Annotated in this window: 22 protein-coding genes and 1 pseudogene; 17 read left to right on the top strand and 6 right to left on the bottom strand. The window is 56.1% G+C overall.

From position 1 onward, the window contains the following. Positions 1-309: pseudogene (locus ACT3R4_RS06515) on the top strand (NAD-dependent protein deacetylase); the annotation flags it as partial. Here ACT3R4_RS06515 and ACT3R4_RS06510 read toward each other — a convergent pair. Next, complete coding sequence (locus tag ACT3R4_RS06510) at positions 243-854, bottom strand: DNA-3-methyladenine glycosylase (protein ID WP_193055313.1); 612 nt, start codon at positions 852-854, stop codon at positions 243-245. The pseudogene ACT3R4_RS06515 and the gene ACT3R4_RS06510 sit on opposite strands and share 67 nt — an antisense overlap. Before the next feature lie 52 nt (positions 855-906). On the opposite strand from ACT3R4_RS06510, the gene ACT3R4_RS06505 reads away from it, so the two are divergent. The 4 genes from ACT3R4_RS06505 to ACT3R4_RS06490 all read left to right on the top strand — a co-directional run bounded on the left by ACT3R4_RS06505 (position 907) and on the right by ACT3R4_RS06490 (position 4,769). Next, positions 907-2,388, top strand: a complete 1,482-nt coding sequence (locus tag ACT3R4_RS06505; RefSeq protein ID WP_193055314.1) for a protein adenylyltransferase SelO — start codon at positions 907-909, stop codon at positions 2,386-2,388. A gap of 53 nt (positions 2,389-2,441) precedes the next feature. Then, positions 2,442-3,488 carry a DNA polymerase IV gene (gene dinB / locus ACT3R4_RS06500; RefSeq protein WP_193055315.1) on the top strand — a complete coding sequence of 349 codons (1,047 nt, stop codon included), beginning with the start codon at positions 2,442-2,444 and terminating at the stop codon, positions 3,486-3,488. A 192-nt stretch (positions 3,489-3,680) separates the two neighbouring features. Next, positions 3,681-4,508, top strand: coding sequence for an alpha/beta fold hydrolase (locus ACT3R4_RS06495; protein ID WP_193055316.1), 828 nt, complete (start codon positions 3,681-3,683; stop codon positions 4,506-4,508). Between the two features lie 9 nt (positions 4,509-4,517). Further along, positions 4,518-4,769, top strand: a complete 252-nt coding sequence (locus ACT3R4_RS06490; RefSeq protein WP_193055317.1) for a thiamine-binding protein — start codon at positions 4,518-4,520, stop codon at positions 4,767-4,769. A 59-nt stretch (positions 4,770-4,828) separates the two neighbouring features. On the opposite strand, the gene gabT is transcribed toward ACT3R4_RS06490, so the two are convergent. The 4 genes from gabT to csiR all read right to left on the bottom strand — a co-directional run bounded on the left by gabT (position 4,829) and on the right by csiR (position 9,452). Beyond that, complete coding sequence (gene gabT, locus ACT3R4_RS06485) at positions 4,829-6,103, bottom strand: 4-aminobutyrate--2-oxoglutarate transaminase (RefSeq protein ID WP_193055318.1); 1,275 nt, start codon at positions 6,101-6,103, stop codon at positions 4,829-4,831. 81 nt (positions 6,104-6,184) lie between these two features. Further along, positions 6,185-7,399: a CaiB/BaiF CoA transferase family protein gene (locus ACT3R4_RS06480; protein ID WP_193055319.1), complete on the bottom strand. Its 1,215-nt coding sequence runs from the start codon at positions 7,397-7,399 to the stop codon at positions 6,185-6,187. A gap of 39 nt (positions 7,400-7,438) precedes the next feature. Next, complete coding sequence (locus tag ACT3R4_RS06475; RefSeq protein WP_193055320.1) at positions 7,439-8,617, bottom strand: acyl-CoA dehydrogenase; 1,179 nt, start codon at positions 8,615-8,617, stop codon at positions 7,439-7,441. Between the two features lie 145 nt (positions 8,618-8,762). Beyond that, positions 8,763-9,452, bottom strand: coding sequence for a DNA-binding transcriptional regulator CsiR (gene csiR / locus ACT3R4_RS06470; RefSeq protein ID WP_193055321.1), 690 nt, complete (start codon positions 9,450-9,452; stop codon positions 8,763-8,765). A gap of 118 nt (positions 9,453-9,570) precedes the next feature. Here csiR and lhgO point away from each other — a divergent pair, with 118 nt between their 5' ends. From lhgO to ACT3R4_RS06450, 4 genes are all read left to right on the top strand, one after another. Beyond that, the gene (gene lhgO, locus ACT3R4_RS06465) at positions 9,571-10,767 is read left to right on the top strand and encodes an L-2-hydroxyglutarate oxidase (protein WP_193055322.1); all 1,197 of its coding nucleotides are present in this window, start codon (positions 9,571-9,573) and stop codon (positions 10,765-10,767) included. A 120-nt stretch (positions 10,768-10,887) separates the two neighbouring features. Further along, entirely contained in the window at positions 10,888-11,847 is a 960-nt protein-coding gene (locus ACT3R4_RS06460) for a TAXI family TRAP transporter solute-binding subunit (protein ID WP_193055323.1), read from the top strand. 29 nt (positions 11,848-11,876) lie between these two features. After that, a complete protein-coding gene (locus tag ACT3R4_RS06455) occupies positions 11,877-12,374 on the top strand; it encodes a DUF1850 domain-containing protein (RefSeq protein WP_192526560.1) in 498 nt (165 codons plus the stop codon). 34 nt (positions 12,375-12,408) lie between these two features. Then, positions 12,409-14,418 (top strand): TRAP transporter permease, encoded by a 2,010-nt coding sequence (locus ACT3R4_RS06450; RefSeq protein ID WP_193055324.1) that lies wholly within the window; start codon positions 12,409-12,411, stop codon positions 14,416-14,418. A 103-nt stretch (positions 14,419-14,521) separates the two neighbouring features. Here ACT3R4_RS06450 and ACT3R4_RS06445 read toward each other — a convergent pair whose 3' ends face one another. Beyond that, on the bottom strand, positions 14,522-17,047 hold the full coding sequence (locus ACT3R4_RS06445; RefSeq protein WP_193055325.1) for a penicillin-binding protein 1A: 2,526 nt from the start codon (positions 17,045-17,047) through the stop codon (positions 14,522-14,524). 193 nt (positions 17,048-17,240) lie between these two features. Between ACT3R4_RS06445 and pilM the strand changes: the two genes are divergently transcribed. From pilM to ltrA, 8 genes are all read left to right on the top strand, one after another. Continuing rightward, complete coding sequence (gene pilM, locus ACT3R4_RS06440) at positions 17,241-18,302, top strand: type IV pilus assembly protein PilM (RefSeq protein ID WP_441678026.1); 1,062 nt, start codon at positions 17,241-17,243, stop codon at positions 18,300-18,302. Continuing rightward, positions 18,299-18,871: a PilN domain-containing protein gene (locus ACT3R4_RS06435; RefSeq protein ID WP_441678025.1), complete on the top strand. Its 573-nt coding sequence runs from the start codon at positions 18,299-18,301 to the stop codon at positions 18,869-18,871. Before pilM ends, ACT3R4_RS06435 begins: the two co-directional genes overlap by 4 nt. After that, positions 18,868-19,590 (top strand): type IV pilus inner membrane component PilO, encoded by a 723-nt coding sequence (locus ACT3R4_RS06430; RefSeq protein WP_193056484.1) that lies wholly within the window; start codon positions 18,868-18,870, stop codon positions 19,588-19,590. Before ACT3R4_RS06435 ends, ACT3R4_RS06430 begins: the two co-directional genes overlap by 4 nt. Continuing rightward, a complete protein-coding gene (locus ACT3R4_RS06425; protein ID WP_319643842.1) occupies positions 19,587-20,117 on the top strand; it encodes a pilus assembly protein PilP in 531 nt (176 codons plus the stop codon). The genes ACT3R4_RS06430 and ACT3R4_RS06425 overlap by 4 nt, the downstream gene beginning before the upstream one ends. Before the next feature lie 60 nt (positions 20,118-20,177). After that, positions 20,178-22,217, top strand: coding sequence for a type IV pilus secretin PilQ (gene pilQ, locus ACT3R4_RS06420; RefSeq protein WP_193056485.1), 2,040 nt, complete (start codon positions 20,178-20,180; stop codon positions 22,215-22,217). Further along, a complete protein-coding gene (gene aroK, locus ACT3R4_RS06415; RefSeq protein ID WP_192526567.1) occupies positions 22,217-22,783 on the top strand; it encodes a shikimate kinase AroK in 567 nt (188 codons plus the stop codon). The genes pilQ and aroK overlap by 1 nt, the downstream gene beginning before the upstream one ends. Continuing rightward, on the top strand, positions 22,780-23,886 hold the full coding sequence (gene aroB / locus ACT3R4_RS06410; protein WP_172118668.1) for a 3-dehydroquinate synthase: 1,107 nt from the start codon (positions 22,780-22,782) through the stop codon (positions 23,884-23,886). Before aroK ends, aroB begins: the two co-directional genes overlap by 4 nt. A gap of 610 nt (positions 23,887-24,496) precedes the next feature. Beyond that, complete coding sequence (ltrA, locus tag ACT3R4_RS06405; RefSeq protein WP_441678023.1) at positions 24,497-25,696, top strand: group II intron reverse transcriptase/maturase; 1,200 nt, start codon at positions 24,497-24,499, stop codon at positions 25,694-25,696. The last annotated feature ends 393 nt before the right edge of the window (positions 25,697-26,089 follow it).

Genomic DNA, 26,089 nt, shown 5'->3' with positions numbered 1-26,089 from the left:
GTGCCTGCAGAGCGTCGCCAAGCGGCGCAGGCAGGCTTGAACAAGGCGGATGCGGTGCTGGCCGTAGGCACTTCGTTAATGGTGTTTTCGGGCTACCGCTTCTGTCGTGATGCTCATTCCATGGGCTTGCCCATTGCCTCGCTGTCGCTGGGTGTTACCCGGGCAGATACGCTACTCAGCCATCAATGGCGCGCCCCATTAACGCCGGTATTAACCCATGCCGTTAAGCGGTTGACGCTGGGTCAGCGCGCTTTGGATACCCACGGGTTGCCTTCCAGCCAAAACCGCCAGGGCGCATCACGGTCATGAGGCTCGGCGTAGTCGATGCCGACACGCGGACCGCTGGCAATGGGCGTCGAGTGGCTGCCTGCACATACCCACAACTGCTCGGCGCGTGTCATATCGTGGCCGTAAAGTGCTTTATCCACGCCAAGTGCCCGGGTGAGTTTGCCGGGCCCGTTACATAATTGCCTGCCCGGTATACTGCGCCGCTCGCGCATGGCGTGTTCGTTAAGCACGGGTTCAACAGCGCGGATCAGCACTGCACAAGGCGACCCTTCAGGTTCGGTGACGATATTAAGCAGCCAGTGCATGCCATACACCAAGTACACGTAGGCGTGACCGGGCTGGCCGAACATCGCCGCCGTGCGAGGCGTTAATCCACGGTGGGCATGGCAGGCTGAGTCGTGGGCGCCGCAATAAGCTTCTGTTTCGACAATACGCGCCGCCATCTGAACGCCGTCTATGACACGCACTAACCAGCAACCTAACAGGTCGTTGGCGACGGCGACGGTATCGCGTTGATAGAAGTCGCGTGACACCGGAGGCAAAGGTAGCCCATGAAGAGATGACATTATCTCACCGCCTGCTTAAGTGAACTGCTAGGGTATTAGGAGATAACGCCCAATGATAGAGGAGGTGACTGTGCTGACGTTTGAGCATTTTTACAAAACACTACCTGAGCCGCTGTGGATGGCGTGCCAGCCCACGCCGGTAAAAGCGCCCAGCTTAATTGCCTTTAATCACTCCCTTGCTCAAACCCTAGGGGCGAGTGAGGTACCTGATAACGCCACGCTGGCGCAGTGGTTTAGCGGCAATACGCTGCCCCCGGGCGCGGACCCTATTGCGCTTGGCTATGCGGGCCACCAGTTTGGTAATTTTGTCTCTCAGTTGGGGGATGGCCGGGCACTTTTGCTGGGCGAAGTGGTAGACGAGCAGGGTCAGCGGTGGGATATACAGCTGAAGGGCAGCGGGCGAACTCCTTTTTCACGCGGCGGTGATGGCCGCTCGCCCTTGGGGCCTGTGCTGCGTGAGTACCTGGTCAGTGAATTTATGGCGGCGATTGGCGTACCCACTACGCGGGCGCTGGCAGCGGTAGCCAGCGGAGAGGTGGTTAGACGCCAACTACCTGAGCCAGGGGCTGTTTTTACCCGAGTGGCTCGCAGCCACGTGCGCGTTGGCACCTTTCAGTTTGCTGCGGTGCTGCGTAATGAACAGACCCTAAAAGCCCTGGCAGATTACGCGATTGAGCGCCACTACCCAGACGCGGCCCAGGCCGATGATCCTTACCTGGCGCTGCTGGAGGCGGTTGTTGCCCGCCAGGCCGCGCTGGTGGCGCACTGGATGAGCGTAGGTTTTATCCACGGTGTGATGAATACTGATAACACCAGCATCACCGGGGAGACCATTGATTACGGCCCCTGTGCCTTTATGGAGCAGTTTGATCCGCAAAAGGTGTTTAGCTCTATTGACGAGGCAGGCCGCTACGCCTTTGGCAATCAGCCCGCGATTGCCCAATGGAACCTGGCCCGCCTAGCGGAAACGTTACTGCCGCTAATGCAGGCGCAGGGCGATGAGGCGGTGGAGCAGGCAACGCAAGCCATTCATCGTTTTACCGATATACATGCCGATGAGCAGCGCAAGCGTCAGGCGGATAAGCTAGGGCTTTCGTCTGATAGCGAGCAAGCCAATACGCTGATGGCGTCGCTTGAAATCCAAATGGCCCAAGGCAAGATGGATATGACGGCAACCTTTGACGCGCTGACCCAGTACGCCGCCTCACCGGGTGCCCAAACCCATGATGCCGTGCTTGCGTTAACCACTCAGCCTGACGCCTTGGGCGCGTGGATAGAAGCCTGGCAGGCCGAATGTGTTGCCCATCAGGATGCAGCGCGTTGGGAAGCGATGCGGCACGCCAATCCGGTCGTTATTCCGCGTAATCACCGCGTTCAGGAGGTCATTAATGCCGCTTACGAGGGCGACTACGCACCTTTTCATACCTTGCTTGCAGCGGTGACTAAGCCCTTCGAGGATTCACCGGAAGCGCGCCGCCTAGCCGTTCCCGCCACCAGCAGCGAACAAGTATTGAGAACGTTCTGCGGAACCTGAACAGGAAAAACCTGTGATAAACTGTGTTTTTTTACAGGTGAGAAGGGTGGCCAGTGCGCAAAATTATCCACTGCGACTGTGACTGCTTTTACGCGGCGGTAGAAATGCGCGACAACCCGGCGCTCAAGGATATTCCCATTGCCATTGGGGGGAGCGTCGAGCAGCGCGGGGTGGTCGCAACCTGCAATTATCCCGCCCGCGAATACGGCATTCATTCCGCCATGCCGATGGCTCAGGCACTGAAACGCTGCCCACATTTAACGCTTATCCGTGGCGATATGGCCAAGTACAAGGAAGTGGCGCGCCAGGTCTTTGCGATTTATCGCGAGGTGACCGATTTAATCGAACCGTTGTCGTTGGACGAGGCGTTTTTGGATGTCTCCGAGGTGACGCTGCACCAAGGCAGCGCCACGCGCATGGCGCAGGCGATCCGCGAGCGGGTTCGGCGGGAGGTAGGCATCACCGTGTCGGCGGGAGTGGCGCCCAACAAGTTCCTCGCCAAAATCGCCAGCGACTGGAATAAACCGGACGGCCTGTGTGTGATTACGCCTGATGAAGTGGAGCACTTTGTTCAGGCGCTGCCGGTGAAAAAGATTCATGGAGTGGGCCCACGCACCGCTGAAAAGATGGCGCGGCTGGATATCCATACCTGCGCTGACCTGCGCGCTCGCCCACTTACTGAGCTGGTGGAACAGTTTGGCCGCTTTGGTAAACGCCTGCACGAGTTAAGCCTCGGCCATGACGAGCGGCCGGTTAAAACCCATCGTGAGCGTAAATCGGTAAGTACCGAGCAGACCTATGCCAAGGACCTGCCCACGCTTGCGGCGTGCCGCCAACAACTCCCCGTGCTGTTAGAAGATTTAGAGCGCCGCTATGCCCGCCTGGACCCACCGCCTGGGGTAAGAGGGTTAATGGTCAAGGTGAAGTTTAACGATTTTACCCAAACCACGGTGGAGCATGCCGACCCCGCGCCCAACCTTGAGCAGTTCGAAACGCTGTTGAACGTTGGTTGGGCACGCGGCGAGCGCCCGGTGCGCCTGCTGGGGGTGGGGTATCGCTTGGCAGAAGCCGCCCCGGCCGAGCAGCTCTCTCTGTTTTAGAAATCAGCGCCTACCGATATTTTGTTAGCCTGTTAAACCTTATGTCGATTGACGCTCTTTAGTCCGCACGTTAAAACGGTTGTATGAAAATACTTATATGAAAACGCTTGTATGAGAAAGATTAAATGAAAACGGTATTGCCACGTGCACTGGCGACCATAACGGCGGCGTTAAAGGCCCAAGAGTTTTTTTATGACAACAACCCCCGCACGGCCTCATTTGATGTTTGCCCATGCCAATGGGTTTCCTGGGCTAAGCTATAAAAGTCTGCTCGAACCCTTGGCCGATACCTTTGAGATCCACCCCGTGGATCGGCTAGGGCATCATCCGGACTACCCGGTGAACCACAATTGGGCCAACCTGGTGGATGAGCTATTAAGCTATCTGCCGGATACCGAAGCACCCCTGCTAGGCGTGGGGCATTCGCTGGGCGGCACGCTGATGGCCATGGCGGCCGACAAGCAGCCCGAGCGTTTTTGCGGGGTGATCCTGCTCGACCCGCCGTTGATGTTGGGAGCCGATGCCTGGGCCATGAAAGTGGCCAAGCGTTTTGGTTTTATAGATCGCATCACACCTGCAGGTAAGACCCAAGGCCGGCGCAGCGTATGGCCAAGCCGCGAGGTGATGGCTAAATCCTTGAGCCAGCGCGGCCTCTTTAGCCGCTTTACCCCGGCAGCGCTTAACGACTACATTGAAGCAGGTACCCGGCTTTTAGAGGATGGCAGCGCAGAATTGACGTTTGATCCGCGTGTCGAGGTGGAGATTTTTCGCCACTTGCCGGACCACCTTTCGCGCTTGCCGAGCCGGGTAGGCGTGCCGCTGGCGATTATTGCCGGTCAGGAGTCGGATTTGCTTACCGCAGCTCGTATCAAACGTTTGAAGCGGAAAGGCTTAACCGTGAGCGACACGCCAGGAACCCATATGTTTCCGATGGAGCACCCCGACGAAACACGGTTAGCCATTCTGGCCGCTTGGCAGCGCTTTTCGAGTGCAGCGGGTAGGCCACCACACACAGCGTAAGGAGGCGTTATGTATCTTTCTGTGCAGCTTAGTTACTACCCGCTGGGCAATGATGTTAAACCGCTGGTAAAAGACGTGGTCAAGCGCCTTGAGGCGACGGGGCTAGAGGTGTATCCCAACCGCATGAGCACTCAGATATTTGGTGAGTTCGATGCGGTGATGGCAGCCTTGAGCGATGTGATGAAATGGTCGTTTGAGACCTACGGCAAAGCGGTATTTACGGCCAATTTCCTGGAGGGCGATCGACGACCCCGTGATTGATTTGGCGACGAAACGCCGCTCAATTTGAGCGGCGCGTTTGTTTTCGACACGTGGTCGCTCTAAACCAGCGATTCCAGGCATGACTCGATAATATCCAGCCCTTCGTTCAAAACGTCGTCTTCGATGGTAATGGGCATTAAAAAGCGGATGGTGTTGCCGTACATCCCGCAGGAAAGCAGAATCAAACCCTCTTCGCGGGCCTTCTTGCATAATGCGCTGGCAAGCTCTGCATTGGGTGCTCGGGTAGTTTTATCAGCGACGAGTTCAAAGGCGGCCATAGCGCCCATGTGACGAACATTAGCGACGCTTTCGTAACGTGCCTGCCACTGATTAAAATGCTTGGCCAGCTTATCGCCGAGGGCTTGGCTTTTCTCCAGGATGTTCTCTTTCTCAAACACTTCCATAACGGCAAGTGCGGCAGCGCAGGCGGTTGGGCTGCCTGTGTAGGTACCACCCAATGAGTTGGGGCCTGAGGCGTCCATTATTGTATCGGTACCTACCACGGCTGAAACCGGCATGCCGTCGGCCATGCTTTTGGCCATGGTCATGATGTCGGGCTCAACACCGCTGTGCTCAATGGCGAACATCTTGCCTGTGCGCCCGAAGCCAGACTGCACCTCGTCAATAATCATCAGAATGCCGTGCTCATCACAGATGTCGCGGATCTTTTTGAGGAACGAGGCCGGTGCCGGGTAAAAGCCGCCTTCGCCAAGCACGGGCTCCAGGATGATGGCGGCGGTATTGGACGGGCCCGCGTCGGTTTTAAGCGCCATCATCAGGCCGCGAAGGGCTTCATCTTCACTAACACCGTGATAATCGACCGGGTAGGGCGCCCGAAATACGGTGCCTGGCATGGGGCCAAAGTCGGTTTGATAGGGCGCTACTTTGCCGTTCATCGCCATGGTGAAGAAGGTGCGGCCGTGGTAGCCGCCATCAAAGCAGATGACGTTAGCGCGTCCGGTCGCTGCGCGGGCAATCTTGACGGCATTTTCCAGCGCTTCGGCGCCGGAGTTGGCCAGCATTACCTTGGCATGGCCACGAACCGGTACCAGGTGGCTAAGTTTTTCGGCTACACGAACGTAGCCTTCATAGGGCATGACCGTTTGGCAGGTATGCACTACCTTGTCGAGCTGTGCCTTCACCGCGGCAACCACTTTAGGGTGGCGGTGGCCGATGTTCAGGACGCCGATTCCGCCAGCAAAATCGATAAATCGGTTGCCATCAGCATCCCACACTTCAGCGTTTTCGGCATGGTCGGCAAACGCTGTGGCAGGGCTCGCTGCGCCGTTGGCAACGTATTTCCGCTTTAGTTCGTTTAGCTCAGCATTGCTCATGGCTCAACTCCTATCTAATAAGGGATAGGCTTTCAGCATAGTGCGTAATTAATAGGCGTAAACACCGTATACGCCGAGCAATCAAATAATACCTGCCTCACGCAGTGCCTGTTGTTGGGCCGGGCTAATGCCGATGTCTTTTAACACACGTTCAGTATGCTCACCCAAGCCTGGCGGTGCTGTGCTGGCGCTCATGGAGTGACCATTGACGCGAATAGGGTTAGCCACCAGGTCCACCTGGCCCGACTGTGAGTGGGGCAGGGTCTGTTTTAAGCCGCGCGCTTTTACATGCGGGTCATCAAATACGCGGTCCAGCGTATTGATGGGGCCGCTGGGCACGCCTGCTGCTTCAAAGGCGGTTAGCCATGTATCCATGGTTCGCTGAGCAAGGGCCGCTTCGAGTAGGGGAACGAGTGTTTCACGGTGGTTAACTCGGGCACCGTTGGTGGCGAAACGCTCATCGAGCGGCAGATCGCTTAGCGAGAGCACCTCACAAAAGCGCGCAAACTGTGCGTCATTGCCTACGGCCACAATGATGTGTCCATCCGCGGTCGCAAACGCTTGATAGGGCACGATGTTAGGGTGCGCATTGCCCAAGCGTTGAGGCACGTTGCCGGAGGTTAAGTAGTTAAGCGCTTGGTTGGCCAGCACGCCTACCTGGACATCCATCAGCGCCATATCAATATGGCAGCCGACGCCGCTGTCACGGCGTTGATAAAGCGCTGCCAGCACAGCGTTGGCGGCGTACAGGCCAGTAAAAATATCGGTAAACGCCACGCCGCTCTTCACCGGGCCGCCACCGAGTTCACTGTCGGGTTTGCCGGTCAAACTCATGATGCCGCCCATGGCTTGAATCATAAAGTCGTAGCCTGCGCGGTGGGCGTAGGGGCTTTGCTGGCCAAAACCGGTAATTGAGCAGTAGATCAGCGCCGGGTTAAGTTCTTTTAGGCTGGCGTAATCCAGGCCGTATTTCTTCAGGCCGCCGACTTTAAAGTTCTCAAGCAGCACATCTGACTGAGCGACGAGCTGCTTGATCAGCGCCTGACCCTCTGGCCTGGCCATATCAATCGTTACCGAGCGTTTTCCCCGGTTGGCGCACAGGTAATAGGCTGATTCTGCGGTGTCTTCAAGCCAGGGAGGCCCCCAGTGGCGCGTGTCGTCACCGCTGCCTGGGCGCTCGACCTTCACTACATCGGCCCCCAAGTCCGCGAGCATTTGGCCACACCAGGGCCCGGCCAGTACGCGAGAAATATCGAGTACCTTAATGCCCGCCAGCGGTTTGGTTACGTTGCTCATGATGATTCCTGTGGCCTGTTGTGGTTTGTGCGCGGCAGCTTAGAAAAATGCCTGAATGCCGGTTTGAGAGCGGCCAAGAATCAATGCGTGAACATCGTGGGTACCTTCATAGGTATTCACCGACTCCAGGTTCACCATATGGCGAATTACCCCATACTCGTCGGAAACGCCGTTACCGCCGTGCATATCTCGCGACATGCGCGCAATATCCAGCGCCTTGCCGCAGTTGTTGCGTTTGATCAGCGAAATCATTTCCGGCGCCCAGTTGCCGCTATCCATCAGGCGACCCACCTGAAGCGCGGACTGAAGGCCCAGAGTGATTTCCGTTTGCATATCGGCCAGCTTTTTCTGGATCAACTGGTTAGCCGCCAGCGGGCGATTAAACTGCTTGCGGTCCAGGGTGTACTGGCGGGCGGCATGCCAGCAGAATTCAGCGGTGCCCATTACACCCCATGCAATGCCATAACGCGCTTTGTTCAAACAGCCAAAAGGCCCTTTAAGGCCGCTGACGTTAGGCAGCAGGTTCTCTTCAGGGACAAAGGCGCCATCCAGTACGATTTCACCGGTAATCGAGGCGCGAAGTGACACCTTGCCTTCAATTTTGGGGGTGGAGAAGCCTTCTGTGCCACGTTCAACGATAAAGCCCTTGATCTGGTTGTCGTGGGCCGCCGACTTGGCCCATACCACGGCAATATCGGCAATCGGGCTGTTGGTAATCCACATTTTGGCGCCGGTTAACCGATAGCCGCCGTCGACTTTTTCCGCGCGGGTAATCATCCCGCCTGGATCAGAGCCGTGGTCGGGTTCGGTAAGGCCAAAACAGCCGACCATTTCACCGCTGGCAAGCCTGGGCAGGTACTTTTGTTTTTGCTCTTTTGAGCCATACGCTTCAATGGGATACATCACCAGCGACGACTGTACGCTCATGGCCGAACGGTAGCCGGAATCGACACGCTCCACTTCTCGGGCTATCAAGCCGTACGCAACGTGGTTAACGCCTGCGCCGCCGTACTCCGGGGAAACGGTCGCGCCCAGCAGGCCCAGTTCTCCCATCTCCGTCATGATCTCGCGGTCAAAGCGCTCTTCACGAAATGCACTTAATACACGGGGCTGTAGGTTGTTTTGGCAGTAGTCGTGGGCGGCATCACGAATCTGGCGCTCTTCCTCGGTGAGCTGGTGCTCCAGCAATAGCGGGTCGTCCCAATTGAAATGTGTCATTACGTAGTCTCCTGAGGATTCTTGAGGGAAGCAGGTTCGCGTCGACACATCCAGGCGCCCACGCCGATCCAGCGATCTACTTTGAAAGCTATTCCAATTTATCGCCGTTATTTAAAAATATCTACATTTTTTTGAAATGAAGAATTTATTGGATGCCGCGAGCCTTAAGCACTTGCGTAATGATGGGGACTGGCGTCATCAAGTGGTCGCGCATTAACGTGTCAGCCTGCTCAGCATTGCGGGCCAAAATAACCTCAACAAGGGCAGCGTGCTCTTGGCGCTTTTGCGCTAGTGCGGTGGGTGACATAACGGTTTCCTGTAGCCACAAGTGGCGGTAACGTTCCACCTGATCAAACAGAGTGTGGCGCATTTGCAGCAGGTGAGGGGAGTTGCAGCCGCTGGCAATCGCGGTATGGAACTCCTTGTGACGTGTATCCCAGCCATCAAGTAGTTCATCGGGCGAGCTGATATCGGTTACCCTGGAAAGCCGGTGTGCCGTGGCTACCACCGAGGCTTCCCACTCATCGTCGCCCCGCTCGATGGCCAGGCGCAAAATAAGCCCTTCCAGCTGGGCACGTGCGTCATAAATATCATTAAGCTCAGCAAGTGACATGGGCGCTACGCGGTATCCCCGCTGGCTAATAGCCACGACCAGGCGGTCGGCTACCAGTTGCGAAAGCGCCTCCCGTAGCGGCCCGGTGCTAACGCCGTAATGCTCCTTTAAGCGGCTCATAAGGAGCTTCTCTTCAGGCGCATAGCGGCCTCGGATAATGTCGTGCTTGAGCGTGCGGTAAGCGTTAATCGCTAAATTTTGACGTGGCGCATCTGGCTCCATGGCAATCTCCATTGCTATAACGTCGGCTCGCTGGTGAAAGGGTGGCAAACCGGCGAAGATATAAGAATAGCGGCTATTATTACTAAAAATTAACACTTTGGCATAAGAGGCGTGATTGATGTGGGATTTCATCATTATTGGCGGCGGAATCCTTGGGATGTCTACCGCAATGCAACTGCAGCAGACCTACCCTGATAAGCGTCTGCTGGTGCTTGAAAAAGAGCACGGCCCCGCTCAGCACCAATCCGGCCATAACAGCGGTGTTATTCATGCCGGGGTGTACTACACACCGGGCAGTTTGAAGGCGCGGTTTTGTCTTGAGGGCAACCGAGCAACGCGGGCGTTTTGTGATCAGCATGGGGTCGATTACGTCATTTGCGGCAAGCTGCTGGTAGCCACCGATGCCCTTGAAATCCAGCGCATGCAAGCGCTTTGGGAACGTACTGCGGCCAATGGTCTGGAGCGTGAGTGGCTTAGCGCGGAGGCGCTTAAAGAGCGTGAGCCGAATATCCGTGGCGAGGCCGCTATTTACGTCCCTTCAAGCGGCATTGTCGACTATGCCCAGGTGACTCGCGCCATGGCCGCTGAATTTGAGCGCCTTGGCGGGAAAATTCGCTATGGCGTTGAGGTGAAAGGGTTGGAAGAGCGCCGTGCCGAGGTGGTGGTCTCCACCTCCAACGATACGTTGAGCAGCCGCTACCTGGTGACCTGTGCCGGGTTAATGGCTGACCGGGTGATCCGCATGCTGGGTCAGAAACCAGGCTTTACCATCTGCCCGTTCCGGGGGGAGTACTATTTACTGCCCGAGCAGCATAATCATATCGTTAACCACTTGATTTACCCTATTCCAGACCCGGGCATGCCGTTTTTGGGCGTGCATTTAACCCGAATGATCGATGGCCGGGTAACGGTTGGCCCCAACGCGGTACTAGCGTTAAAGCGTGAAGGCTATCGAAAACAGGATATGTCGCTACGCGATATAGCTCAGATGTTGTCCCATCCCGGTATTTTAAAGGTATTGGGCAAGCACCTTAAGCCAGGAATCGGGGAGATGAAAAACTCGTTCTATAAGCGTGGCTACCTGGAGCTGGTCCGCAAATATTGCCCTGATATCACTATTGATGACCTTCAACCTTACCCCGCAGGCGTTCGCGCCCAGGCCGTATCCCGTGACGGTAAGTTGGTCGATGACTTTTTATTCGTCAATACACGGCGGACGGTGAACGTAGGCAATGCTCCTTCGCCAGCGGCAACGTCAGCGCTTCCTATTGGGGCGCATATTACTCAGCAGGTCGTGGCACTATTGTCCCATTAACATCAACGCAACAGCCGTGCTAACGTCACGTGGCCGCCGCTGCGAATGCAGCGGCAAGCACAATAAATATTCTGATCGTCACGCATACTTATAAGTCCAAGCCGGACGGAGGCAACTCGCATGCAAACACTAAAATATGCAGCCGCAGCATCCCTGCTCGCCATAGCACTGCCCGCCAGCGCCCAACAGCTTTCTATCGCCACTGGCGGTACCGGGGGCGTTTACTACCCTATTGGCGGCGGCCTGGCTGAAATGATCAATAACCATATTGAAGGTGCTCAAGCGACGGCGGAAGTGACCGGCGCCTCGGTTGAAAATATGGGGCTCATCATGCGCGGCGACGCCGATCTTGCCACCGCACTGGCCGACACGGTGTACCAAGCCTATACCGGCACCGACGATTTTGAAGGGCGTCAGGTGGAAAACACTCGGGCGCTGGCATCCCTCTACCCCAATGCGGTGCAGTTGGTGACGCTTGCCGAATCCGATATTCAAAGCATCAATGACCTGGCGGGCAAGCGAGTTTCGGTTGGCGCACCGGGTAGCGGCACCGAGCTTAACGCCCGCGCCGTACTGGAATCCAACGGCATTAGCTACGAAGACTTTACTCCCCAGCGGCTCAATTTCAACGAAACGGCCGATGCCATCCGCGATGGCGATATTGATGCTGGTTTCTGGAGTGTTGGCCCGCCCACCAGCTCCATTCTTAACCTGGCCGCCACGCGCGACATTCGCTTGATCAGCCTGTCCGATGAAGAAATTGCCAACGCGCAGGAAGAGGAAGCGGTGTTTGCTCCCTATGAGCTTGCCGCTGGCATGTACGACGGCATGGACGAAGCCGTTCAAACCATCGGCATCCCCAATGTCCTGGTGGTTAACGCCGAGATGGATGAAGAGCTTGCCTACCAACTGACCCAACTGCTGTTTGAGCACACCGATGAGCTGATTGCCGTCCACCCCGCCGCCAACGACACCACGATTGAGTTCACCATGAATTCAACGCCGGTGCCGCTGCACCCGGGCGCAATTCGCTACTTTGAGGAAATGGATGTCGAAATTCCGGACCGTTTGCGTCCGTAACGACGCCTTCATCTAACGGAGCATTCGTCATGCAGTGGCAACAAAAACTGATGGCGCTCCTGTTGGTCTGCTTACCGTTTGCCGAGGCTGGGGCTTCCCCCGCCTCGGCGTCTGCGTACCTTACGGTTACCACTGAAGATGGCGAAACGCTGTTGGAGGCGGCCGCTCCTGAAGGCGTGCGCTGGTGCATTCAGTGGCAGCATTCGGTCGAACACTTCACGGTGCTGGATTGCTATCGCAACGCCAGCGGTGTCATGCAGCTTGAGCGCAGCCACCAGCCCGACTTTGCCGCAGGACTTGGGCATATTGTTGGCCGAGGTGAGCAAGTGTCTGATGGCCAGGGCGGTTATTGGATCAATGCGATTAATGAGCCTGTCATCAATAACCGGTATGTACTTCGAGTCGGTGCTAATGCGGTCAACCATCAAGTGGTATGGCCCGATGGCGAGCACCCTGACATTAGCCTGAGCGAGCAAGCGGCAGGGCAGCGAGTCATCATCCAACTGGGTGAGCCAGAGCGCTTCTAAAAGAAACAAGCGAGACAACACTTCCGAGGACTTCATGAACGAATCCACTCCACCGCCGGTATTAATGCCGGGCGGTAATGCGATTCAACCCCGCCTGGTGCTGCGGTGTATCACCATTGTGGCTGTCGGGCTTTCCCTGTTTCAGCTCTACTCCGCCGGTATTCAGCCGTTGGGGCTGTTTTACCAGCGCGGTATCCACTTGGCGCTGATTATGCTGTTAGCGTTTTTAATGTTCCCGGTTTTTGGGCCGAACCGTAAGCGAGGTGTACTTGGCTGGGGAATTGATCTTGTCTTTTTAGCGGGCGCGCTGATTACCGGCGGCTATCTTGTGCTGTTTTTAGACGAGATTATCAATCGTGCGGGTTTCTGGAGTGAAACCGATATTCTGGTGGCCTGCATTGCAACGGTCACGGTACTGGAAGCCAGCCGCCGTGCCGTGGGCTTCGGGATGACGATTATTGGCGTGCTGGCCATCATATACGCCTTTGCCGGGCCACGCGGTGAGCTGCCTTGGCTTGGCGAGTGGCTGCCCGGTATTTTAAATCATCGTGGCTATTCTCTGGACCGAGTAGCAGGCCAGCTGTACTTGGGCCAGGAAGGTATCTTTGGTTTGCCGTTAGGGGTTGCCGCGACCTACATCTTTATCTTTGTGCTGTTTGGGGCGTTTTTAGAGAGCACCGGGGCGGGAAAATTCTTTATCGATATGGCCTACGCTGCAACGGGCCGCCAGCGCGGTGGTCCGGCGAAGGCGGCTGTGCTGGCGTCGGCGGGCATGGGGTCTATCTCGGGTAGCGCGATTGCCAACGTGGTCACCACGGGCGCGTTTACTATCCCGCTGATGAAAAAACTGGGCTATCAGCCCAGGCAGGCGGGAGGAATTGAAGCCGCTGCCTCCACCGGTGGGCAAATTATGCCGCCGCTGATGGGCGCAGGCGCCTTTTTGATAGCCGAGTACACCAATACGCCGTACCTGGATATTGTCAAAGTCAGTATTTTACCGGCGATCATGTACTTCGCGACGGTGTATCTGTTTGTACATATTATTGCCCTTAAACAGGGAATGCAGGGCATGCCGAGAAGCGAGCTGCCGAAAATGCGCCAGGTCATGAAGGATGGCTGGCATTTTCTGCTGCCGCTGGCCGTGCTGGTGTGGCTTCTGGTAATGAATCTTTCGCCTATGCGGGTCGGCTACTACGCGGTGATTACCATGATTGCCGTGGCGGTTTTACGTTACGCGTTATGGTACTTCTTTGTCGCGCCTGGCCAGGGTCAGCCAGTGACAGTCAGGCGGACCCAAGAGGTGGCTTGGATCGGTCTGGTGAAACTGGTGCAGGGCCTTGAGCTGGGCGCACGCAATGCCGTGGCGGTTTCCATGGCGTGTGCGGTGGCAGGCATTATCGTGGGTGTGGTTGGATTAACCGGCCTTGGGCTTAAGTTCTCCTCCATGATGCTCGCTTTCTCGGGCGGCAATCTGGTGCTTGCCTTGGTCATGGTGTTGTTGGCAAGTCTGATTCTGGGTATGGGCCTGCCGGTCACTGCAAGCTATATCGTGCTGATTGTTCTGGTGGGCCCGGCGCTTACGGCGGAGTTTGGCGTGCCGCTACTGGTGGCTCACCTGGTAGTATTCTGGTACTCCCAGGACTCTAACGTGACGCCGCCCATCGCCTTGGCAGGGTTTGCCGGGGCTGCAATCGCGGGCAGTAAACCGATGGAAACCGGCTTTCAGGCGTGGAAGTTTGCCAAGGGGCTTTATCTCATTCCGCTGTTTATGGTGTTCAATCCGGAGATTATTGTCGGCGGCCCGGTGCCGGTGGTGGTCTGGAATGCCGTCATTGCGATTTTTGCGTTGTGCGCCTTTGCCGCCGCCCTTGAAGGGTACTTGTTTACCCGTATGGGCTGGGTGCCGCGTCTTGCCATTGGCGCCGCTATTGTGGGGGTTTTCTACCCCAGCTTGATCACCGAGATTGCCGGTGTTGCCGTCATGATCGTTGCGATTGGCACAAACTGGCGAGCCAGTAAGCATGAAGCGCCGAGTGTTGCATAGCGCTTAAAACGATGGCGAAAGCTGGATGTAAAAAAGCCCGGAGACCATTAGGTTTCCGGGCTTTTGCGTTTCTTGAGTTAGCGGTTACTGGCTTCAGGCTTACTTAGAAGATGGATTCCGCTGTGCCCGAGCCTTGTGAGCCGCTGGCCTCTTCCAGCTCGCGGCTAATCCCGCGCGGCTGGTAGGCGGGCAAGTGGTCGCGGTGGAAGAACTCGCTGATGCCTCCCGGCTGATTGTCATGTAAGCGTCGGCCTGAGTTAGGGTCTACCCGCGCAGTCACCACCGTATCAGGACGCTCAGGCACGGCAGAGGGTGTGCCTTCAAGCGCCTTGCCCATAAAGGCGTTCCAAATAGGCAGTGCAGCGTTGGCGCCATACTCGGCAATGGTTTCGTTGCTGTCTTTGCCCACCCAAACGGTTGTCACCAGGTCGGTGTTAAAGCCTGCAAACCATGCGTCACGCTGGCTGTTGGTGGTGCCGGTTTTACCGACGATATCTTCACGGTTAAGGCTCAGTGCCCCACGGCCAGTACCCGAGGTAATAACATCACGCAGCATATCGCGCAGAATGTAGGTGGCCGCTGCGTTGGCAACGCGTTTGGCAACCGGGTATTCACGGCCATCAATCTCAACGGTTTCCTGACCCTCTGCACAGCTGGGGCAAGCCACCTGGGGTGTCGCTTCATCAATGAGCTCATGATCATCATTGCGAGTTACACGTTCAATAAACCACGGCGCCACTTGAAAGCCGCCATTGGCAATCACGGAGTAGGCGTTGGTCATTTCCATGGGCGTTAGGCTTGCGCTGCCCAAGGCCAAAGAGAGGCCATGAGGCAGGCGGCCTGGCGCGAAGCCAAAACCTTCCAGATAGTTGATCGTATGATCAAGCCCCATCGCCTGTAGAACGCGAATAGTGACCAGGTTGCGCGAACGAGCAAGCGCCGGGCGTAAGCGCATTGGTCCTGCGAAGTCGCGGCTGGAGTTAACAGGGCGCCAGAGCGAGTTACTGCCATCGTCCAGTACAACAGGCGCGTCATTGATCACGGTGGAAGCGTTCATTTCGCCATCTTCAAGTGCCGCAAGGTAAATGAAGGGCTTGAAAATAGAACCCGACTGGCGCTGTGCCTGAACCGCGCGATTAAACTTGCTGGCGTTAAAATCAAACCCGCCCTGCAAGGCGAGAATAGCGCCGGTACGTGGGTCTTGAGCAACGAGCGAGCCTTCTGCATCTGGCCGCTGAGAAAGGCGTACGGTGCCATCCTGAGTTTCGAGAATGCGAACCAGGTCACCGCGTACGGCAATCTGGTCGGCAGAGCTTGGCTCAGCACCACGACTGCGCGGGCTGTTATAGGTACGTGCCCAGCTTAGGCCGTCCCAGTTAATGGTTTTCAGCTCGCCACCACGGGTAAGTACCTGCATTTCACGACCACCGCTTTCCACGACGATGGCGGGTTTTAGCAGACCATAGTTGGGGGTGCGCTCAAGCACCTGCAGCCAGTTACTGACATCACCTTCAACGCCGGCGATTTCCGTTTGGCTACGCTCGGCGGCCTGGCGGGCTGTCTGACGAATTTCAGGCGACTCGGCAAGCTCTTCTTCCAGCCCCTGGGTTGCTGTACGCTCTTGGGCTTCAACGAGACTGGGAGCTATATCGTGCTGTTCAGCGCCCCGCCAGCCGTGGCGTAAATCATACTCAAGCAGGCCATTGGCCAAGGCCTCGCGGGCAAACGGCTGAAGCTCACTGTCCAGCGTCGTATAAATGCGGTAGCCGCCGGTGTACGCCGCATCGCCAAAGCGCTCAATCGCATATTGACGCGCCATTTCTGCCACGTAAGAAGCATCTACTTCGGTTTGGGTGAAGTGACGACGTGCAGTAACCGGCTCCTGTACGGCAGCCTGATAAGTGGTGTCATCAATAAAACCCAGCTCGCGCATACGGAACAGAATCCAGTTGCGACGAATCAGTGAGCGCTCGGAGTTGGCCAGCGGGTTAAACGCGGAAGGCGCTTTAGGCAACCCGGCAATCATGGCCGTTTCTGCAAGCGTCAGTTCGGAAAGCGGCTTGTCGTAATAGGTATCGGCAGCGGCTGCAATGCCATATGCTCGATTTCCTAAGAAAATTTTGTTAACGTAAAGTTCGAATATCTCATGCTTGCTGAGCAGTTTTTCCATCTGCAGAGCCAGCAGAATTTCACGCAGCTTACGAGTAAAGGTTTGGTCAAGCGTCAGCATATAGTTACGCGCGACCTGCATAGTGATGGTGGAGCCGCCTGATTGAATGGCACCACTTCGGGCAAGCTCAACGGCCGCCCTTGCGAGTCCTCGAGGATCAACCCCCGAGTGCTCAAAGTAATTGGTGTCCTCGGCGGCCACCAGAGCGTTGACCATGTTCTGAGGTATTTCGTCGAAATCAACGACGATGCGCCGTTCCTCACCAAACTCACCGATTAACTTACCGTCATTGGTGAAAATTCGTAGAGGTGAGTGAAGCTCGAAGTCTTGCAACTGACGAACATCAGGTAAGCCAGGCGAAAAATAGATAGCCGCGCCCACCATGGCTAACGCGGCGGCCCCGACTAACGACACGATAAGAAAGAACAGCGACAGAATGAGGGTTCGCAAAAACGTCATGAACAGAGGGCACCCATGAAAAGGAGAATAGGATCGGCATCCAAGCGGCCGTATCGCGCAATTGGCTGCCATTATAGGAAGGCGAGGCAGCGGCCACCAGTGTTGATATGCCGTAAATATAACGGCGCGTTACCTGACTAGCGCGTTATGCCACTACTTCTTGGGCATATCAGATGGCAGGAATAAACTCATAATGCGCCTGTTTAAAGCCAGTAAGGGATTGATCGGCATCGATATTACATCGACCGCCATCAAGCTGTTGGAGCTTAAAAAGAGTCACGACACCTACCAAGTGGAAAGCCATGCGGTTTGCTCACTTCGTGACGGTGCAGTGGCTGAACGGCGTATTCAGGACATTAATTACGTCACAGATAGTTTAAAACGTGCCATTGACCACGCCAAGCCCTCTACGCGTAATGCCGTGGTAGCACTTCCTGCCAGCATGGCGATTACTAAAATGCTCACGTTTGCTGCTGAGTTGAACGAGCAGGAAATCGAGGAGCGTTTGATGATCGAATCAGACCGTCATCTGCCTTTTCCGTTCAATGAAGTGGCGTTTGATTTTGCATGCCTGGGTCCCGCTCCCTTGGCTGTGCATTTACAACAAGTAATGTTGGTGGCTTGTCGTCAACAGGATGTTTGGCAACTGACAGAGCCCGTGGTGCGCGCAGGACTGGAACCCGTTGCGGTGGATGTCGAAACCTTTGCGATTGAACGTGCCTTTGCTGCGCTGCGCCCTCAGCTATCAGCGGCGTACGACTCTGCCGCAAGCGTTGCGTTGGTCGATATCGGGGCGCAGACAAGTACGTTTCGCGTTTTTCATAATGCACGCACCGTTTACGTCCGCGAAAACCTGCAGGGCAGCGAACCGTTAACCGCCGCGACTCAAGAGCGATACGCGCTCAGTCGAGAAGATTCCTTATGGGCTCGTCAGCATGGCGGCTTGCCAGATGATTTTCAGGACGTGGTCCTGAAGCCTTTTCTGGATGCATTCGCACAAAGCATTGCGCGAGCCTTGCAACTTTATATCGCCACCAGCCGCCAATCGCCTGTGGGTCATATCGTGCTAGCCGGTGATATAAATGCGCTGCCGGGGTTAGCGACCTTTATGGCTGATACGTGTCAGCTACCGGTGACGCCGCTAAATCCGCTGCAGACGATGCCGGTCAACAAGCGCGTGGATAGGCAGGCGCTTACTCTGAATCTCCCCGGCTTGCTGACCGCAAGCGGCCTTGCGATGCGGGCGCCTTTATGAGCATTACGATCAACCTGCTGGCTTGGCGGGAAGAGCGCCGAGAACAGCACACGCGACGCTTTTATACGGTCATGCTGTTGTTACTGATCGCCGGTATCGCGCTGGGTAGTGGGGTTTCGCATGTCTATCAGAGGATGCTGGGCGTTCAGGAGCAGCGCAATGCGTATATCGCTGCTCATATAGAGCGTTATACACATGAAATTAGTGAAGCTGAACGCACTGTTCTGCAGGGAGAACAGCTGCGCCAGCAGTTAACCCGCTTCCAGCGCCTGCTTCAACAGCGAACACAGACGGCTCAGCTGTTTAACGACCTTGCCGCAAGTCTTGGCGAGGGCGTGGTCTTTCAGCACCTTGAACAGCGCCATAATCGGCTAAGCGTATCCGCAGTCGCAGAAGATGAGCGTCAGATAACCGAGCAGTTACGTCGTCTTGCTGAAATGCCGGGGTTTGATATTCCGGTACTCTCCGAAATGGTCAGTGATCCGCAGGGCAGTGGGAGAACCTTCCATTTTGAAGTAACCCTCACTCAGCCGAGCGTTTCTTTGGTCGATTCTGGAGTATCGCCATGAAATCAGGGGCGCCGCTATACCTGCTGCGATGGGGAAAGGTGTGGCAGCAAGAGTGGCAGCGTTTGCGTGCGCTTGACTGGCAGACGCTTGATCTACGTGATGCAGGCGCATGGCCCAGGTTATTAAAAGTGCTGAGCGGCGGGATGGTGTTTCTAATGGCGTTAGTGGTGACCTGCGCATGGCTGGTGAGTGAGCATCGTGCGTCGCTGGCACAGGCACAGCAACAAGAGATAAGGCTGTTAAGCGATTACCGCAGCAGTGTTCACGCCGCTGGTTTGCTGAACGGTGCGCGTACCCAACTGGCTGGCCTGGAGGAGCAAATGACTCGGATGCGTGCCCTGTTAACACTCCAGGCGGCGCTTCCAGCGTTACGGGATAGCATTAGAGACGCTGCTGATGAGAACCAGCTCACCATCGATGATATTTATCTGCGTCCTGTCGTTAGCCAAGTGTCAGAACATCCTATTGATATTCAGGTAGTAGGCGATTATCACCAGTTGGCGCAGTTTGTTACTGATATTAGTCGGTTGGAACACCTTGTCACGCAGCATGACATTACGCTTGCGCCGATTGATCAAGCTGCGAGCAGATTGTCTCTGTCGTTTGTGGCTAAGGCCTATAGCGACGCTGATGCTGTCAGCCAGGATGAAAGCGAAGAGGCTGAAGGCGAAAAGGGTGGCGGCGAAAATAGCTTAAATCGGCGGGAGGAAGATCAGTGAAGTGGCTTGCCCGCGTGATGAGCTGCCTGGTCAGCGTCGTTTTGCTTTCTGGTTGTCATGGGCCTGAGCTTGATCAACTGGATGACACGCTCTCAAGGATTCGCCAAACCCCAGGCACTCCCTCCGCTTCGCGTATTGAGCCACTGGTTGTATATCCCGTAGAGGCGTATGGCTACTCAGACACGCGCAGTCCTTTTCAAGCAGTGCAGTCGCCTTTGCAGATAGCTGACGTAAACCAGGATGCCCCGCTGGTGCCTGACGCACAGCGAACCCCCGAGCCGCTTGAGCGTTTCTCTATTTCGGAGCTTCGCCTGGTGGGCACGCTGGTTATGGGAAAGCGCCATGTCGCGTTGATAGAAACGCCAGATGGGCATGTAACCAGTGCCCGTGCGGGAGACCATGCGGGCAGCAATGGCGGGCGTATCACGCATATTGAGGCGCACAAAGTCCGTATTACCGAGCGCATTACTACTCAGCAGGGGTGGCAAGAGCAGCAGGTTCTCCTTTCGCTGACATCGCCGCCATGATCAACCCAGGCAACTCGGTGAGCTTACCGAAAGCCTCTTTTTTTCTTATCGGAGCACGCCATGGCCGTGGTTAGTCGAATCATTATGCTTGTGTGGGTGGTACTGCCTTGGCAGGCAGTGGCGTCGGTGTTAACCGATATTGAGGTGCATCCTGTAAGTGCTGGCGCCGTGGATATTGATCTGCACTTCAGCGGTGGCGTCGCCAACGTTCAGGGTTATCGCCTGGAGGCTCCGCCACGCCTGGCGCTGGACCTGGTCGATACACAAAATGGCTTGGGTCATCGCCACATTGAGGTAGCGCGTGCGGGTGTAGAGCACATTAAGGTATTGGAAGGCAGTGGCCGTACGCGGTTAGTTATCGGCCTGGCCAACTCGTCGAATTACACCTCCCGGGTAATGGGGGATCGGCTACGAATTTCCTTGCGTGAATCGACAACGCTTGAATCGCCAATAGAGGGCTCCCTTGACGCCCTCCAGGGCCCGCAGATTAGCGCTATTGATTTTGAGCGTGGGGCTGATCAGGCAGGTCGCTTGCTGGTGACGTTTGACCGCGAAGGCGTCGTCGCAAGCGTTCAGGAAAGCGGCCATGCGAATGTATCGGGCGGCGAGGTAATTGCCACATTGCCTAACGTAACGCTGCCGGATGCGCTTAGCCAGATTTATGACGTCACCGATTTTGCGACACCGGTGATGCGGATCACCCCTCACGTTGATGCGCAGGGAGCGCGTTTGGCACTTACCATCGACGGCCCCTATACCATGCTCTCTTCACAACATGGCCGTGTGCTGAGTATCGAAGTGCAGCCTGCTGACCAGCAACGCTTGGCCGATCATGAGCTCCCGCAAGATAGTTTTAGTGGTGAGCGGATAAGCCTGAACGTCCAGGATATGGAGGTACGTGCGGTGCTGGTAACGCTTGCTGAATTTACGGGGCTAAACCTGATTGCCAGCGAAAGTGTGACCGGACGTATCACGCTGAACCTTAATGAGGTGCCCTGGGATCAAGCGCTTGCCTTGATGTTAAAAAGCCAAGGACTTGCAAGTCGTGAGCATGGCAACGTTATCCTGGTGGCGCCTGTCGCCGAGCTTGCTGAGCTTGAACGCCAGGAAATTGAGGCTCACCGCTATCATGAAGCACTGTCACCAACCATTGATGAATTTATCGAGGTTAAGTACGCGCGTGCTGAAGATCTTGCTCAGTTGCTGCAGGGTGAGGATGGCTTTGGGCTTCTGACCGAGAAAGGGCGGATCAGTGTCGACCCAAGAACCAATGCCTTATTGGTTCAGGACACGGCGAACCAGGTAAGTATTATCAAGCGTACTCTGGAGCGCCTGGATGTGCCGGTGCGTCAGGTGCAAATTGAAGCGCGCATCGTTATCGCCCGGGACACCGCTTCTCGAGCGCTAGGCGTTAACTGGGGCGCTTCGACGACGCGAGGTTTTCAGGCGTTGGATAACGGCAATGTTGGCGCGCGCAATATCAATCCGGATGGCTTGAACCGTGCCCGCAGCGGTTTAGCGGTAGACCTGGGCGCGCCTTCAGGGCCAGGTACAGGATTTAGCTTTGGTTACTTGTCCGGCGACATTTTGCTGGACCTGGAGCTTCGTGCGCTGGAAAGTGAAGGCAAAAGCCAAACCATCTCGCAGCCAAGGGTCATCACGGCCAATCAGCGTACGGCAATTATTCGCCAAGGCGAGGAGCGCGCATTTCAGAGTGTCGATGCGCAGGGAAACCCCGATACTGAATTTAAAGAGGCCGAGCTTTCGTTGGAAGTGACACCGCAGATTACGCCGGATAATCGTATTATCATGGACCTGGTGGTGAAAAATGATAGTTTCAGGGAGTCGGGATTTGGCGGAGAACCGCCCATCGATACCAATCAAATTGAAACGCAGGTGCTGGTCGATAATGGCCAAACGGTTGTATTGGGCGGCATTTTGACCACGGAACAATTAAACCAAATGACCAAAACACCGCTTTTGGGTGATATTCCTTTGCTCGGACACCTGTTTCGCTATACCGAAGAGAGCAATGAAAAGGTAGAGTTGTTAGTCTTTATTACTCCACGACTACTTGACGATGGCTTGGCGGTTCGCTGATGCAGGATTTACCCAACCTTTTTTTGATCGGCCCCATGGGGGCTGGTAAAAGCACAATAGGTCGCTTGTTGGCGGCAGAGCTTACGCGCACGTTTTATGATAGTGACCACGCCATACAGGATCGCTGCGGTGCGGATATCCCGTGGATCTTTGATGTAGAGGGTGAACCCGGTTTTCGCCAGCGTGAGCTGCAGATGATCGATGAGCTGACAAGGCTCTCCTGCGTGGTGATGGCAACCGGCGGCGGCGCCGTGCTGCACCAGGATAATCGCCGGATGCTGCGTGAGCGCGGAACGGTGATCTACCTGATGACCACGGTTGAACAGCAGCTTAAACGCACGGCGAAAGACCGTAATCGCCCGCTTCTTCAGTGCGCAAACCGGGAGCAGGTGCTCAACGATATGTTTGCTGCCCGCGACCCGCTTTATCGCGCCACCTCGGATATTTCAGTGCGCACGGATCGGCGTAGCCCGCGCGCCGTAGTCAATGAGATATTGCGCCGAGTGCGGCGTTTGACCGACCCGCTGGAAAATAGCGCCACGCTTAACTCAAAGGTATCCCAATGACACAGCCCGCCAGTGCTCAGCGTACACTTCATGTTGCGTTGGGTGATCGCAGTTATCCGATCCATATTGGCGCCGGCCTGCTGAGCGACCCAGAGGCGATAACGCCCTATCTGGCCGGTAAGCAGGTGATGGTGGTGACGAATGAAACCATCGCGCCCCTTTATCTGGAGGCACTGTGCGCCAATCTTCCTGACGATGTGGAGGTGCGTACCGTCGTTCTACCTGACGGGGAACAGTACAAGAGCATTGAGCAGGTTAGCCGCATTTGGGACGCGCTGTTGGAGGCAGGGTTTAACCGCCGCTGTACGCTGATTGCGTTAGGCGGCGGCGTAATTGGTGACATGGCTGGGTATGCCGCCGCGTCGTACCAGCGCGGCGTGGCCTTCATTCAGGTGCCCACCACGCTGCTTTCCCAGGTGGACTCTTCTGTCGGAGGGAAAACGGGCGTTAATCACCCGCTTGGCAAAAACATGATTGGTGCTTTCTGGCAGCCGAAAGCGGTACTGATCGACATTGCAACGCTTGCGACACTGCCCGAGCGAGAGCTTTCTGCCGGGCTTGCTGAAGTTATCAAGTATGGCTTTATTCGTGATGAAGCGTTTCTTGGCTGGCTTGAGGCCAATATGGCCGCGCTGCGTCATATTAGCCCCGACGCCATTGTCGAAGCCATCGCACGCAGTTGCCAGATTAAAGCCGACATTGTGGCCGATGACGAAACGGAGCAGGGCGTGCGCGCATTGCTCAATCTTGGTCATACCTTTGGTCACGCGATTGAGGCCCACCAGGGGTATGGCAACTGGCTGCACGGCGAAGCAGTCGGTGCAGGCATGGCCATGGCGGCTGCCCTTTCTCAGCAACTGGGGCGTATCAGTAGTGCTGATTTAACGCGTATCCAGGCGGTGATTGAAAGCGCTGGCCTTCCTCTTCATGCCCCAGCGGATATGCTAAGTGACGACTTTTTAGCCCGGATGCGTCTGGATAAGAAAAACGTGGATACCAGACTTCGGCTGGTGCTGCTAAACGCTACCGGCGATGCATGTGTTGATGACACGACGCCAGAGGCGTTAGTGCGTGCTTTGTTGGATAACTACCCACGGCTGTAACCCGCCTGTAAACGTATTTTGTGCTCACTAAGCCCACCGACAAGGTGGGTTTTTTTGTGCGCCCGGCACGGGCGCACTCCTGGAGGTGCAAGTCCTCCCGTAAGCTGGCCACAGCGAACGAAGCGAAGCGCAACTGCGGAAGGGTGACCAACCGTGGGAAGGAAGCGTGGAGCGTAAACCGCGAGCCGATGAACAAGAACCGGATAGGAGGCGCTGCCGAGCAGGGCGAGCGGGCAAGAAGCCGCGAAGCTCTTGTGGCCAAGGCGACGTAGCGTATATCCGGCGGTTGTGCGGTGAAGGAGTGTGTTCTTACCCGGGGAGATCTCGCCTTATGCCTGAAAGGGCAACGTGACCCCACGGAGCGAGAAGTCAGCAGAGGCCGTAGTAGCTCCTCGTTTTTTTTTTGGAGCAAAGGGCCGAACGAGAAGGAGCGTCAAACGTCTTGTCGATGAGATCAGTAACGCATCAGATGCCCGCGACTGCGGGGCGGGAGAAGGCATGCCAAGGTGAAACCTTGTCGTCCTGCTCCAGCGATGAAACTGGCCTCCCGCGACAAGTGCCGGAGGACGCAGGGCAAGGTCTGCTTGAGCGGGCCTTCGCAAGAGAGAACATGCTACGTGCATGGAAGCGCGTGCGTGCCAACAAGGGAGCAGCAGGCATCGATGGTCTGGATATTGCTCAGACCGCCGAGCACCTAAGGTGGGCCTGGCCCGATATTCGACAGCAGCTTCTTGCCAGTCGATATTATCCTCAGCCTGTCCGCCGAGTGGCTATTCCGAAGCCAGATGGAAGCGAACGAGAACTGGGGATACCCACCGTGACTGACCGTCTTATTCAACAGGCGCTGCTGCAAGTTCTACAACCGCTGATCGATCCCACTTTTAGCGAGCACAGTTACGGTTTCCGTCCGGGCCGCCGGGCCCATGATGCCGTACTAGCTGCTCAGAGCTACGCCCAGCAGGGTTACCACACCGTTGTCGATGTTGACTTGTCTCGATTCTTTGACCGAGTCAATCATGACATTCTGATAGACCGCCTGAGGAAACGCATCCAGGATACTCGTGTTATCCATCTGGTTCGTGCGTATTTGAATGCGGGAATAATGGAGGGAGGGGTGGTCATTCATCGGCATGAAGGGACGCCGCAGGGTGGCCCATTATCGCCGCTACTGGCCAATATCCTGCTGGATGAGGTGGATCGCACACTGGAACGTCGCGGACACCACTTTGCTCGCTATGCCGACGACTGCAACGTTTACGTGCGTAGTCAGAAAGCAGGGGAGCGAGTCATGGCTTTGCTACGTCGCTGTTACAGCAAGCTGCGCTTGACGATCAATGAGTCCAAAAGCGCGGTCACCAGCGTGTTTGGCCGCAAGTTCTTGGGCTACGCTCTATGGGAAGCCAAGGGTGGAGATGTCCGACGTGGTATATCAGCAAAAGCGTTGGGGGCATTTAAACAGCGGATTAGGCAGCTGACACGCCGAAATGGCGGGCGCAGCATCGCACAGGTCGTCGCCTCTCTGCGACGCTACCTTTTAGGCTGGCAAGGCTACTTTAAGCTGTCGCAAACACCTCGTATCTGGCGATCGCTGGACGGGTGGATACGACGACGGTTAAGAGCTTTGCACCTTAAGCAATGGCGTCGGGGTAAGACGATTTATCGTGAGCTGATGCGTCTTGGCGCTACGCCGAGGGTGGCACAATCGGTGGCGGCGTTGAGTCGTCGCTGGTGGCACAACAGCCTGTCGGGAGTCCATCATGTACTAACGGTGGCCTACTTTGATCGGCTGGGCGTGCCCCGTCTCTCATAACCTCAACTTCTCGAACCGCCCGGTGCGGACCCGCATGCCGGGTGGTGTGGCAGGGGACCGGTCAGCCATGCTGACCGCCCCTATGCCGATATGGCCCGATGTTACCAGGTGATGCGCCGAATAATGTTATTAGCATGCCGTATGCACTATCGGCATGGCTATATTAGGGGTGTTTAGACTAAAGTTTAACGCTCGACACCCTTCGTTGAAATAGCGTTATATGGCTTTTTAAGTGTTTGAAGTGTATGCATTTTTCGTTGAAGGGTGGTTTGCAACTATAGGATTTGAAAAGACTTTTCGGGGTTTTGATGTTGGCGGTGATTGCGCTGGCGGGGAGCAAGTCGCTATGCTGAGCGACCATTTTCTTGCGGCAGTGAATCGGGGAAACACCCA

Origin of the sequence: Halomonas sp. AOP7-E1-9, from assembly GCF_052376035.1 — a bacterium.
Classification (GTDB): domain Bacteria; phylum Pseudomonadota; class Gammaproteobacteria; order Pseudomonadales; family Halomonadaceae; genus Vreelandella; species Vreelandella citrativorans.
The sequence above is the reverse complement of the archived record's forward strand: the minus strand, read 5'-3'. Positions and strand labels throughout refer to the sequence as shown.

Excerpts from the sequence above, each read along its gene's own strand:
- ACT3R4_RS06510 (WP_193055313.1), bottom strand. The coding sequence starts at position 854 with ATGTCATCTCTTCATGGGCTACCTTTGCCTCCGGTGTCACGCGACTTC.
- ACT3R4_RS06505 (WP_193055314.1), top strand. The coding sequence starts at position 907 with ATGATAGAGGAGGTGACTGTGCTGACGTTTGAGCATTTTTACAAAACA.
- ACT3R4_RS06495 (WP_193055316.1), top strand. The coding sequence starts at position 3,681 with ATGACAACAACCCCCGCACGGCCTCATTTGATGTTTGCCCATGCCAAT.
- ACT3R4_RS06490 (WP_193055317.1), top strand. The coding sequence starts at position 4,518 with ATGTATCTTTCTGTGCAGCTTAGTTACTACCCGCTGGGCAATGATGTT.
- gabT (WP_193055318.1), bottom strand. The coding sequence starts at position 6,103 with ATGAGCAATGCTGAGCTAAACGAACTAAAGCGGAAATACGTTGCCAAC.
- ACT3R4_RS06480 (WP_193055319.1), bottom strand. The coding sequence starts at position 7,399 with ATGAGCAACGTAACCAAACCGCTGGCGGGCATTAAGGTACTCGATATT.
- ACT3R4_RS06475 (WP_193055320.1), bottom strand. The coding sequence starts at position 8,617 with ATGACACATTTCAATTGGGACGACCCGCTATTGCTGGAGCACCAGCTC.
- csiR (WP_193055321.1), bottom strand. The coding sequence starts at position 9,452 with ATGGAGCCAGATGCGCCACGTCAAAATTTAGCGATTAACGCTTACCGC.
- lhgO (WP_193055322.1), top strand. The coding sequence starts at position 9,571 with ATGTGGGATTTCATCATTATTGGCGGCGGAATCCTTGGGATGTCTACC.
- ACT3R4_RS06460 (WP_193055323.1), top strand. The coding sequence starts at position 10,888 with ATGCAAACACTAAAATATGCAGCCGCAGCATCCCTGCTCGCCATAGCA.
- ACT3R4_RS06455 (WP_192526560.1), top strand. The coding sequence starts at position 11,877 with ATGCAGTGGCAACAAAAACTGATGGCGCTCCTGTTGGTCTGCTTACCG.
- ACT3R4_RS06450 (WP_193055324.1), top strand. The coding sequence starts at position 12,409 with ATGAACGAATCCACTCCACCGCCGGTATTAATGCCGGGCGGTAATGCG.
- ACT3R4_RS06445 (WP_193055325.1), bottom strand. The coding sequence starts at position 17,047 with ATGACGTTTTTGCGAACCCTCATTCTGTCGCTGTTCTTTCTTATCGTG.
- pilM (WP_441678026.1), top strand. The coding sequence starts at position 17,241 with ATGCGCCTGTTTAAAGCCAGTAAGGGATTGATCGGCATCGATATTACA.
- ACT3R4_RS06435 (WP_441678025.1), top strand. The coding sequence starts at position 18,299 with ATGAGCATTACGATCAACCTGCTGGCTTGGCGGGAAGAGCGCCGAGAA.
- ACT3R4_RS06430 (WP_193056484.1), top strand. The coding sequence starts at position 18,868 with ATGAAATCAGGGGCGCCGCTATACCTGCTGCGATGGGGAAAGGTGTGG.
- pilQ (WP_193056485.1), top strand. The coding sequence starts at position 20,178 with ATGGCCGTGGTTAGTCGAATCATTATGCTTGTGTGGGTGGTACTGCCT.
- aroK (WP_192526567.1), top strand. The coding sequence starts at position 22,217 with ATGCAGGATTTACCCAACCTTTTTTTGATCGGCCCCATGGGGGCTGGT.
- aroB (WP_172118668.1), top strand. The coding sequence starts at position 22,780 with ATGACACAGCCCGCCAGTGCTCAGCGTACACTTCATGTTGCGTTGGGT.
- ltrA (WP_441678023.1), top strand. The coding sequence starts at position 24,497 with ATGCTACGTGCATGGAAGCGCGTGCGTGCCAACAAGGGAGCAGCAGGC.